Origin of the sequence: Vibrio sp. V08_P9A1T1, from assembly GCF_963874405.1 — a bacterium.
GTDB lineage: Bacteria > Pseudomonadota > Gammaproteobacteria > Enterobacterales > Vibrionaceae > Vibrio > Vibrio anguillarum.
Window position 1 is genome coordinate 1 of the sequence record NZ_CAWNIB010000019.1, and the last position, 11026, is coordinate 11026.

Annotated in this window: 10 protein-coding genes; 7 read left to right on the forward strand and 3 right to left on the reverse strand. The window is 43.6% G+C overall.

The features are described from left to right. Positions 1-806 (reverse strand): phosphate ABC transporter substrate-binding protein (locus tag AACT21_RS01070; RefSeq protein ID WP_176430154.1); only part of this gene is annotated, 806 nt, incomplete at its 3' end. Between the two features lie 174 nt (positions 807-980). Here AACT21_RS01070 and AACT21_RS01075 point away from each other — a divergent pair. After that, a complete protein-coding gene (locus tag AACT21_RS01075; protein ID WP_026027345.1) occupies positions 981-1331 on the forward strand; it encodes a DUF3024 domain-containing protein in 351 nt (116 codons plus the stop codon). Between the two features lie 61 nt (positions 1332-1392). Here AACT21_RS01075 and rnb read toward each other — a convergent pair whose 3' ends face one another. Next, entirely contained in the window at positions 1393-3402 is a 2010-nt protein-coding gene (gene rnb, locus AACT21_RS01080) for an exoribonuclease II (protein WP_094163236.1), read from the reverse strand. A gap of 362 nt (positions 3403-3764) precedes the next feature. On the opposite strand from rnb, the gene AACT21_RS01085 reads away from it, so the two are divergent. The 5 genes from AACT21_RS01085 to rplT all read left to right on the forward strand — a co-directional run bounded on the left by AACT21_RS01085 (position 3765) and on the right by rplT (position 9167). Then, positions 3765-5777, forward strand: a complete 2013-nt coding sequence (locus tag AACT21_RS01085; protein ID WP_064626716.1) for a DEAD/DEAH box helicase — start codon at positions 3765-3767, stop codon at positions 5775-5777. Between the two features lie 213 nt (positions 5778-5990). Further along, positions 5991-7919, forward strand: a complete 1929-nt coding sequence (gene thrS / locus AACT21_RS01090) for a threonine--tRNA ligase (protein ID WP_010319593.1) — start codon at positions 5991-5993, stop codon at positions 7917-7919. Positions 7920-7922: 3 nt separating this feature from the next. Then, positions 7923-8474, forward strand: a complete 552-nt coding sequence (gene infC / locus AACT21_RS01095) for a translation initiation factor IF-3 (protein WP_080569453.1) — start codon at positions 7923-7925, stop codon at positions 8472-8474. 103 nt (positions 8475-8577) lie between these two features. Beyond that, on the forward strand, positions 8578-8772 hold the full coding sequence (gene rpmI / locus AACT21_RS01100) for a 50S ribosomal protein L35 (protein WP_010319591.1): 195 nt from the start codon (positions 8578-8580) through the stop codon (positions 8770-8772). A 41-nt stretch (positions 8773-8813) separates the two neighbouring features. Beyond that, positions 8814-9167 carry a 50S ribosomal protein L20 gene (gene rplT / locus AACT21_RS01105; protein WP_010319590.1) on the forward strand — a complete coding sequence of 118 codons (354 nt, stop codon included), beginning with the start codon at positions 8814-8816 and terminating at the stop codon, positions 9165-9167. Positions 9168-9229: 62 nt separating this feature from the next. Here rplT and AACT21_RS01110 read toward each other — a convergent pair whose 3' ends face one another. Then, positions 9230-10192 (reverse strand): integron integrase, encoded by a 963-nt coding sequence (locus tag AACT21_RS01110; RefSeq protein ID WP_017043784.1) that lies wholly within the window; start codon positions 10190-10192, stop codon positions 9230-9232. Between the two features lie 243 nt (positions 10193-10435). On the opposite strand from AACT21_RS01110, the gene AACT21_RS01115 reads away from it, so the two are divergent. Then, positions 10436-10870: a GNAT family N-acetyltransferase gene (locus AACT21_RS01115; RefSeq protein ID WP_064626944.1), complete on the forward strand. Its 435-nt coding sequence runs from the start codon at positions 10436-10438 to the stop codon at positions 10868-10870. Positions 10871-11026 lie beyond the last annotated feature (156 nt).

Consider the following 11026-nt stretch of genomic DNA (forward strand, 5'->3'; position numbering starts at 1 on the left):
GGAATATAACCATATTCTTCTATGCGAGCCTTTGCTTCCGCTGATTTTAAAGATGCAATGAAAGCTTGAGTCTCTTTAGTGATTTTTTCAGGGTAATAGACCACTAAAAATGGCATGGAAAGTTTATATTCATGAGTGACAATATTTTTTGCAGTGGCTTCTACTCCCTCAAATTTTATCGCTTTAATCGATTTATCTACCGATCCCGTAGAGATGAAACCGATCGCTTGAGGGTTATGGTTAATCAGTGTTTTAACCATACTATTGCTATTGACCACTAAGTTATTGGAACTGATGTCTGACACTAAGCGATCATTAATCACACGAGTCAGGCCTAATAAGCTTTCAAAGCTATAGCGGGAACCTGATGATGCTTCTCTGGTCACAACTGCGATTTTTTGATCAGCACCACCGACTTGTTTCCAGTTGGTTATTCTCCCTTTATAAATATCAAATAACTGCTCACGAGTCAGATTTTCAATACTGTTTAAGCGATTGATTACAACAGCCAACCCATCATAGGCAATCGGTAGGGTGCTCATCGTCTCATCTTGCTCACTTTCTGTGAGGTAGCGCGAGCTCATGGCGATATCTGCGACACCTTTTTTCAGTAATGTGATGCCAGCACTCGAACCTACGGCTTGAACCGCGATATAAGTTTCAGGGTGTGCGGTATTGTAGTCCTCGGCGAATACTTCCATGATCCTAGCGACCGAGGTCGAGCCAGAAATATTAACTTCACTTGCGAAGGCAAACTGGGTATGTAGCAAAGTTGAAAGCAGTGTAGCAAGCGCGACTCGAAACATAGTGGCTCCAATATGGTTATTTAGAAAAATTGAGCCACCATAATATGTCGTATAGATGACACTTTTGTGAACCACAAAGGTAAGTGGTTTGTAGCCTTACGGTTTTTCATATCAGAGATAAGCGAAGTCAGCTATAGTCGAGATGTCAGGAAGCCGTGTTTGAGCGAGGGTAAAATGGCGGTAGTGAATTTGTTGCAACGTCAACTAGAACGAAGAGCAGAGCTTGTTTGCCATAATCGTAACCAAAGTGTGTCTGTTGAATTAGGCAAATCCTGTTTTGAGCCTATTGTTAACGGTGTGCACTTCATCAAACACCATTACAAATTAGATTCAACGCATTGCGACTATTCAAGTATCGTGGCGAAAGTGATTTGGGAAGAAGCTAAATGGGCGCTGTATATTCCTAATACGGATCCCGATAAAGAAATTGAAGATTGGTTGCCGTATCCTTTTCTCCCTAAAACAACGGATTTGACGGCGTTGATCCGCGAAATTGAAAAAGATCCTAAATCTTACTTTTGGTGATCAATAAGCAATAAAAAGGCACTCCGAAGAATGCCTGATAGAAATGTCTATGCTGCTAAAATCACTCCCCTTGGGTAGTGGTATTAGCTTCTGAAGGTATAGGTAACGGTTCGAAAACCTGAGTCGGTTTTGCAATCAGACTGCGGTTTTCCATATTCACTTCTGCGAGCACGACTTCGAGCGTATCACCGAGCTTAAAGACGACTTCTTTATCGACAAGCAGCGTTCCACTTTCCGCATTACATTCAATACGTTCTTTGTTGTCTAAGATTAAAGAACCAGGAATGAATGCGGCTGCGCCATTTTCCAAAAGACGTACGCGCATGCCAGCTCGATTGATATCAAAAATTTCAGCCGTAAAACGGGTGCCTTTGCTCGGTTCGTTTACTAGCGTTCTAGCATAGAGCCAGTCGCCTACGTTACGTTCGGCCATTTTGTGGTGTTTGCGGTGTAGTGCCAACTCTTCACCAACGGTTTCATCCGGTGTTTGTACGGGCTCTTTGTTTAAAATATGTGCTTTCAACATACGATGGTTGATCATATCGCCATATTTACGGATAGGAGAAGTCCAAGTGGCATAGATATCCAAACCCATTGCGTAATGCGGAAGAGGTTGGTTTCCTATTTCACTGTAAGCTTGATACTTGCGGATACGATTATCCAGATAGCGGGTCTCTTGCTTACATAACCAGCGACGTAAAGAGGCAAAGCCTTCTAGAGTCGCTAAGTTATCGGCAGTGTATTCAAGCTCACCCGTTGGGTTGACTAATTCGACAACATCGGCAATTTTTTCGGGTTTGAACCCCGCGTGCGTATTGAACACACCTTGGCCAAAATGCGCTTTGAGCGTTTTTCCCGCACAGATATTCGCGGTTATCATCGCTTCCTCAACAAGACGGTTAGCACTACGGCGAAGATCCGCATGAATTGCCACTACGTCGTTGTCTTCACTCAGTTCAAATCGATAATCAGGGTGATCAGGAAACACGACTGCATATGTTTCGCGCCATTGTGCGCGCGCTAATGAAAAATCATACAAATCACGTACAACGGAAGCGATTTGGTCACTTGGTTGCCAATCGGCAGAAGTGCCCGTTTCTAACCAATCTGATACATGATCATAAACCAATCGAGCGTGCGATTTAATGTTGGCCGCAAAAAAGGTAATGTCATCGCCAATCACACCTTCTTTAGTCACTGTTACGGTACAGCAAAGGGCAGGGCGAACTTCATTTTCCATCAACGAACACAAATCATCGGCTAAATCACGTGGCAACATTGGGATATTGCGGCCAGGGAGATAAATAGTGAAACCCCGCTCACGCGCGACACTGTCCATCTCGTCATCTGGCGTGATGTATGCGGTTGGGTCTGCAATAGCAATGGTTAATGTGAAGTCACCGTCCTCGGTTCTTTGGGCGAACAGTGCATCATCCATATCTTTAGTTGATGCCCCATCGATGGTCACGAAAGGAAGGTGGGTCATATCGATGCGTTGTAGGTCGGCATCATCTTTGAGCTGCCAATGTTCAATACCAGCCGGCTCACTGTTAGGCAGGTCATTTTCAGCTAAAGTCACCCACCAAGGTGCAATCTTATCGTTGGCATCCGTAATTTTATGGGTGATTTCAACCATAAAACCGCTATCGTCTTTCAGTGGATGGTTAATAAGCTGTGCAACAACCCAATCACCTTCAGAGAAATGTTCAGGGTTTAATCCTTTTTGCACCTTAGCTTTCAGCGATTGCCTTTTTAGTTGCGGGTTATCGGGCGTGACATTCAGCTTACCTTTGTACAGCTTTACACGGCCAATGAAGCGAGTTAGTGAAGGCTCAAGCAGCTCTTGAGGCTCAGCCACTTCTTTCTCATTCTCGGTGCGAATGATGGCCACCACTTTATCTCCGTGTAGGCATTTCTTCATATACGGAGGCGGAATAAAGAAGCTGTTCTTACTGTCAACTTCTAAAAAGCCGAAGCCTTTTTCAGTGGCTTTTATCGTACCTTCTTTCTTAGGCAAGTTCTCTTGGATTTGTTGCTTGAGTTGAGCAAGGAGCGGATTATCTTGAAACATGTTTCTTTTTCTAACAAATGCGATTGGGCACACTATAATCATTGAGCGGGATGATTACTACCGAAAGCGTTATTTTTGCTAGTCTGCTTTAACAGTGCGCTGTAAATGCAGCTTCTGTGTTCGTTTTGGGTGAATTAATGAGCTTAATGGTCATTTATGACGAATTTTTGTGATGTAATTCAATTTTTACTAGCTTTTTTTATGCTTTTAGGGAATAATCCGCGTCCCTTATATGTCCCTAGCGGCTTGATGCGTTTTAAGACTTATCCGCATCTGAACGGAACTCAGCTCTTTTTAATGGATCGGTATTGGAATTGGTAGAGCACGTGGGACCTTTTGTTAATTAATCTAGTGGGATCTCCATGCAAGACTCTGTAATTCAATTTAGTGAATTAGCCCTAAACGACTCAATCCTTTCTGCTCTAAATGAAATGGGTTTCGTTTCTCCAACTCCTATCCAAGCTGCTGCTATTCCATTTCTTCTTGAAGGAAGAGATGCGCTAGGTAAAGCACAAACAGGTACAGGTAAAACGGCTGCGTTTTCTCTACCTCTACTGAACAAATTAAACCTTTCTCAACACAAGCCACAAGCAATTGTGATGGCACCAACTCGTGAACTTGCTATCCAAGTTGCGGCAGAAATCAAAAACCTTGGCCAAAAGATTCAAGGCCTTAAAGTACTTGAGATCTATGGCGGTGCTTCTATTGTTGACCAAATGCGCGCTCTGAAAAATGGTGCTCATATTGTGGTTGGCACACCTGGTCGTGTAAAAGATTTGATCACTCGTGATCGCCTTCATTTAGACGAATGTCATACCTTCGTTCTTGATGAAGCTGACGAAATGCTCAAAATGGGCTTCGTTGATGACGTAACTTGGATCATGGAACAAGCACCTGGCACCGCTCAACGCGTGCTGTTCTCTGCGACTATGCCTCCTATGGTGAAGACGATTGTTGACCGTTACCTACGTGATCCAGCTCGTGTTGACGTAGCAGGTTCAAACCAAACTGTTGCGAAAGTAGAGCAGCAATATTGGGTTGTTAAAGGTGTTGAAAAAGATGAAGCGATGGCTCGTCTTCTTGAAACAGAAGAAACCGATGCGTCAATCGTCTTTGTACGTACTCGTCAAGACACCGAGCGTTTAGCTGATTGGTTATTATCTCGTGGCTTTAAAGCGGCAGCGCTTCATGGTGATATTCCGCAATCACTGCGTGAGCGCACGGTTGATCATATCAAACAGGGTGTAATCGATATTCTTGTTGCGACAGACGTTGTTGCTCGTGGTCTTGATGTTCCACGTATTACACACGTGTTCAACTATGATATCCCATTCGATGTAGAATCATACATCCACCGTATTGGCCGTACTGGCCGTGCTGGACGCAAAGGTAAAGCGATCCTTCTAGTTCGCACGAACCAAATTCGTATGTTGCGTACGATTGAGCGCGTAACTCGTTCTCAAATGGAAGAGATTCAACTTCCAATGCGTGACAAAGTTGCTGAAGCTCGTCTCATCAAACTGGGTGCAGAGCTAGAAGCTGACAAAGGTCATACTGCTTTAGACAAATTTGTTGAGCTCATTGAAAAACTTCAACAAAGCCTAGAGATTGATGCCACAACACTGGCGGCCATTTTACTGAAGCGCCAACAAGGCAATCGTCCACTGTTCTATGTCGGCCCAGATCCAATGGTCGACGCGATCGAGCGTGAAAAATCACGTCGTCGTGATCGTAAAGAGGGTAGTGAGCGTGGTGAACGCCGTGAAGGCGGTCGCGATAGCCGTGATGGACGCGAAGGTCGCCGCGAGTATGGTACTGCGAGCAATGACTGGGATACTTATCAGTTACAAGTCGGCCGCGAGCAAGGCGTGCAAGTGAAAGACATCGTTGGTGCTTTAGCTAATGAACTTGGTTTAACCAAAGGTTCAATTGGTGCAATTAAACTTGCTCAAGGCCATACATTCGTACAGCTTCCTAAATCAATGTCTTCAGATGTTGAAGGCAAATTGCGTAAACTGCGTATTCGCCAAAAAGAAGTCGGTGCTGTTGTATGTGACTTTGATGACTTCCGCGAGTCTCGTGGTCGTCGTGAAGGTGGTAACGGTGGTGGTGCCCGTCGTGAAGGCGGAAACGGTGGCTTCCGTAATCGTGAAGGCGGTGCTCCTGCGGCTGGCGCAGGTCGTGGTGGCCGTGAAGGTGGCTTCCGTGGCAACCGTGACGGTGCAGCGGCGACTGGTCGTGATGGTGAGCGTCGTTTTGACCGCAACCGTGGTGGCGACCATCGTGGTAACTTCCGTGGTGAACGTGGTCACGGCAATGCTAGTGCTAATGCCAATGCGGGTACGTTAAGTCGTCCTCGTCGCGCTGAAGCATAATCAATTATTGAAACTCCAAAGCCCGTGATATTTATCATGGGCTTTTTCTTTTGATTTATATAATTCGATCTTTGCATTTCTAGCGTGAGCTAGTTAAAATCTTCGCTTCATTGAAGTTCCGGTATTCGTGTTACCGAGTGAGCTTCGATGGGTTATTTTCAATCAAACTCAACACGTGTTGCTTGGTATGCAACACCACTGTAAGGATTATACATGCCTATTATTACTCTTCCTGACGGCAGTCAACGTCATTTTGAACACCCTGTATCGACAATGGAAGTTGCAGCTTCTATCGGCCCTGGTCTTGCAAAAGCAACGATCGCAGGCCGTGTCGATGGTGTGCGCGTCGATGCGTGCGATCTTATCGAAAATGATGCTAGCCTTGAAATTATAACGACAAAAGATGAAGTTGATGGTTTAGAGATCGTACGCCACTCTTGTGCGCACTTACTTGGCCATGCATTAAAGCAACTTTATCCACAAGCCAAAATGGCGATTGGTCCGACGATCGACAGCGGCTTCTACTATGATATCGATCTTGAGCAATCACTCACGCAAGATGATTTAGAGCAAATCGAAAAGCGCATGAAAGAGCTTGCCAAGACAAAATATCAAGTTGTCAAAAAGAAAGTCAGTTGGCAGGAAGCCCGTGATGCTTTTGAAGCTCGCGGTGAAACATACAAGATGGAAATCTTGGATCAGAACGTGGCTCGTGATGACAGACCAGGTCTATACCATCATGAAGAATACATTGACATGTGTCGTGGTCCTCACGTACCTAACATGAGCTTCTGCCAACACTTTACCCTGCTTAGCATTGCTGGCGCGTACTGGCGTGGTAACAGTGATAACAAGATGCTACAGCGCATCTATGGTACGGCATTCCATGACAAGAAAGCACTTCAAGCCCATTTAACGCGTTTAGAAGAAGCGGCTAAACGTGACCATCGTAAAATTGGTAAGCAACTCGATCTATTCCATATGCAGCAAGAAGCTCCAGGGATGGTATTCTGGCACCATAACGGTTGGTCTATATTCCGTGATCTTGAAGTGTTCATTCGCCAAAAACTCAGTGAGTACGATTACCAAGAAGTAAAAGGTCCATTAATGATGGACAGAGTTCTATGGGAGCGTTCTGGTCACTGGGATAAATATGCGGATGCCATGTTCACGACGTCATCTGAAAATCGTGAATATGCAATTAAACCGATGAACTGCCCAGGCCACGTTCAAATATTTAATCAAGGTTTGAAATCATACCGTGATCTGCCATTGCGTATGGCTGAGTTTGGATCTTGCCACCGCAATGAACCATCAGGTTCATTACATGGTATTATGCGTGTTCGTGGCTTTACTCAAGATGACGCCCATATTTTCTGTACCGAAGATCAAATTCAACAAGAAGTGACATCTTGTATCAAGATGGTCTACGACACCTACACGACGTTCGGTTTTGATAACATCGTTGTTAAGCTGTCTACACGCCCAGAAAAACGTGTTGGTAGTGATGAAATTTGGGATAAATCGGAAGAAGCATTAAAGCTTTCACTGCAGGCAATGGATATCCCATTTGAAATTCAAGAAGGTGAAGGCGCATTCTACGGCCCTAAAATTGAATTTACTTTGCATGATTGCTTAGATCGTGCGTGGCAATGTGGTACAGTGCAGCTGGATTTCAATTTACCTGCTCGTCTAGGCGCGACATATGTTGGCGAAAGTAACGAGCGTCTTGTTCCGGTTATGATTCACCGTGCAATTTTGGGTTCACTTGAGCGCTTTATCGGTATCCTTATCGAAGAGTATGCAGGTTTCTTCCCTACGTGGTTAGCACCGGAACAAGCGGTAATTATGAACATTACTGATAAACAGTCAGTTTACGCTCAGGAAGTAGCACAAAAACTACAAAAATGTGGAATTAGAGCCAAAGCAGACTTGAGAAATGAGAAGATTGGCTTTAAAATCCGCGAACACACTTTAAAGCGTGTACCGTATATGCTTGTTTGTGGTGACCAAGAGATGGAAGCCGGAGAGATCGCAGTACGTACCCGCAGGGGCAAGGACTTAGGTAAATTTAAATTGGATGACTTTATTGCGTATATCCAAGCCGAAGTTTCTAGCCGTAAGCTCAATCTGGAGGAATAAACTATTAAAGGCGGAAGACGTGGCCAACAGCCGGCCAAACCAAACCAGCACCGTTTAAACGGTGAAATTCGTGGCGTTCGTGAAGTTCGTTTAACTGGCGCAGATGGTGAATCCGTTGGTGTTGTATCAATCAACGAAGCATTAGAAGCTGCTGTAGAAGCTGGTATGGATCTTGTAGAGATCAGCCCTAACGCCGAGCCACCAGTTTGTCGTGTGATGGACTATGGCAAGTTCCTCTTTGAAAAGAGCAAGACTGCTAAAGAGCAGAAGAAGAAGCAAAAACAGATCCAGATTAAGGAAATTAAATTCCGTCCTGGGACTGATATTGGAGACTATCAGGTAAAACTACGCAACCTGACCCGTTTCCTAGAAGAAGGCAACAAAGTGAAAGTTACTATTCGCTTCCGTGGCCGTGAGATGGCGCACCAAGACATCGGTGTCGATGTTCTTCATCGTTTGAAAGAGGATACTGCTGAAATTGCAGTAGTTGAGTCTTTCCCGAGTCGAATTGAAGCACGCCAGATGATCATGATGCTTGCCCCTAAAAAGAAGTAATTAACGGCTTACAAGTAATGAGACCTCGCCGTTGAAAGACGGTGGGGTGTTATTCGCCCTAATTACATGTTATTTAAACTACTACAATGCGGAGTTATTCATCATGCCTAAGATGAAAACCAACAAAGGTGCAGCTAAGCGTTTTAAGAAAACTGCTGGCGGTATTAAATTTAAGCACGCTACAAAACGTCATATCCTGACTAAGCGTACTACTAAGAACAAGCGTCAACTACGCCCTAACTCAATCCTTCCAAAATGTGAAGTGGCTGGTGTTATGCGCATGTTGCCATACGCTTAATTCTTTTTAGTTTATTTATCGTTTAGTTTAGGAGAAGCATAATGCCTCGCGTAAAACGTGGTGTACAAGCTCGTGCACGTCATAAGAAAGTTCTAAAACAAGCTAAAGGTTACTACGGAGCACGTTCACGTGTTTACCGCGTAGCTTTCCAAGCTGTAACCAAAGCTGGTCAATACGCTTACCGTGACCGTCGCACTAAAAAGCGTCAGTTCCGTCAGCTATGGATTGCGCGTATTAACGCAGCATCTCGTCAAAATGGTCTATCTTACAGCCGTTTCATTAACGGTCTTAAGAAAGCATCTATTGAGATCGATCGTAAGATCCTTGCTGATATCGCGGTATTCGACAAAGCTGCATTTGCAGTGCTTGTTGAAAAAGCAAAAACTGCTCTTTAATTTAGCAGTGAAGGTTTAAAGAAAAGGAGGGCAAGTATGCTCTCCTTTTTTATTGCGCTTATTTATAAGCGCGACAGTGGGCTTAATACACCGCTGGCGCCTCTATCCAGTACGTGAGTGTAAATCTGAGTTGTTTTTACATCACTATGCCCTAATTGTTCTTGTACTGTTCTGATGTCCGCTCCCGCTTCTAGCAAGTGTGTCGCAAAGCTATGCCTTAGCGTATGGCATGAAACTGACTTTTGTATCTCAGCATCATGAGCGGTTTTCCGAACTGCTCGCTGCAATGCCGACTCATTAATATGGTGCCTTCGTTTCAACCCACTATTCTCATCTAAGGTAAGTAAATTAGATGGAAACAAGTAGTGCCAATTAAACTCATAAGGAGCTGAAGGATATTTTTCTCTCAACGCATTGGGTAACCAGACTCCTCCATAACCTTTGGTTTGCATATCTTTATCATAGTAACGCTTAGCTAATGCTTGTTGCTCAGCTAGCTGTGGATAAAGCTCCTTAGCAAGTGTGACGGTGCGGTTTTTTCCTCCTTTCCCTTGCCATACCCGAACCGCACCATAATCTAAATCAATGTCCTGTATTCGGAGTCTGACACATTCCATCAGCCGCAGCCCTGATCCGTATAAGAGCATAATTTGCAATTGATATCGTGGCTCAATATGTTCTAAAAACCGCTTAATTTCAGTTCTTGTCATCACTACTGGTAATTTTTGGGCAAGTTGAGATTTCTTGAAATTCATGCTAATTGATAGCGGTTCTTTAATGATTTCACGGTACAGAAAATGGAGAGAGTTAAGCGCCAACGCTTGTGTTTTAGCGGCTACTTTCCCATTAACAGCTAAGTCAGTTAAAAACATCTCAACTTCTTTACTACCCATTCTCATTGGATGTGTTTTGTTATTGAAGTAGATGAATCTCGTTATCCAGTGCAAATATGCCTCTATAGTTTTCTTTGCATAGTGTCGCGCTTGCATATACTCTTTAATGCTTAAAATAAATTGTGATTTCATATTTTTCCAATAAAACTGCCTGTTTTTATATACAGTATTGTTGTTTTTGGTTTAGTCAACAAACTAAGTTGCATAAAGTCGTCTAATGTGAAGTCTGACGCAGTTTTTATTCAACTAACCATCTGATAAAAAAGATTTATATGATAGATTTCTAATTATCAAAGTTCATGATAAGTGGCGGTAGCGTGGTAAATTAGGTCGCATTTTGTTGTATAGATAGCGTTATAAGCTTTGGAGGCTTTAGTGATTACAATTCGAGAAATGGATATTTCCGATTACGATTCAGTGATTGATCTGTGGTGCCAGACGGAAAGCTTGTCATTAAGAGATGCTGATTCTAAACAAAGCATTGAAAGTTACCTTAACCGAAACTCTGGGCTAAGTTTTGTTGCATTAAGCGGCAATAAAATTATTGGTGCGGTACTCGTTGGGACCGATGGTCGCAGAGGGTATCTGCAACATTTGGCTGTTTCATCAGAATTTCGAGGCCAAAAAATAGGTAAAGCTTTGGTTGAAAAATCAGTTGATGCTTTGACTTCGATTGGTGTTTCAAAGACGCATTTATTTGTTTATAGCAATAATGTTAATGCGCAAAATTTTTACGAAAAATTAGGCTGGTTTCCAAGGGATGAAATACGCATGTATTCGTTTAATAACTCAAGTAATCCAAACGTTTAGTGGCAGCTTATAACAAACGGCTCAAGAGGGATTGCCAACGCGTGGCGACTTTAGTACAAAATTGAAGCTCAGTGTTTACAGTATGTTTTTTAAGTTCGGCGGTGCGTTGTCAACCCCTTAGCCGGGCGTTATATGACTAAAGGAGTCCAGCTTTGA

Excerpts from the sequence above, each read along its gene's own strand:
- rpmI (WP_010319591.1), top strand. The coding sequence starts at position 8,578 with ATGCCTAAGATGAAAACCAACAAAGGTGCAGCTAAGCGTTTTAAGAAA.
- rplT (WP_010319590.1), top strand. The coding sequence starts at position 8,814 with ATGCCTCGCGTAAAACGTGGTGTACAAGCTCGTGCACGTCATAAGAAA.
- AACT21_RS01075 (WP_026027345.1), top strand. The coding sequence starts at position 981 with ATGGCGGTAGTGAATTTGTTGCAACGTCAACTAGAACGAAGAGCAGAG.
- rnb (WP_094163236.1), bottom strand. The coding sequence starts at position 3,402 with ATGTTTCAAGATAATCCGCTCCTTGCTCAACTCAAGCAACAAATCCAA.
- AACT21_RS01110 (WP_017043784.1), bottom strand. The coding sequence starts at position 10,192 with ATGAAATCACAATTTATTTTAAGCATTAAAGAGTATATGCAAGCGCGA.
- thrS (WP_010319593.1), top strand. The coding sequence starts at position 5,991 with ATGCCTATTATTACTCTTCCTGACGGCAGTCAACGTCATTTTGAACAC.
- AACT21_RS01085 (WP_064626716.1), top strand. The coding sequence starts at position 3,765 with ATGCAAGACTCTGTAATTCAATTTAGTGAATTAGCCCTAAACGACTCA.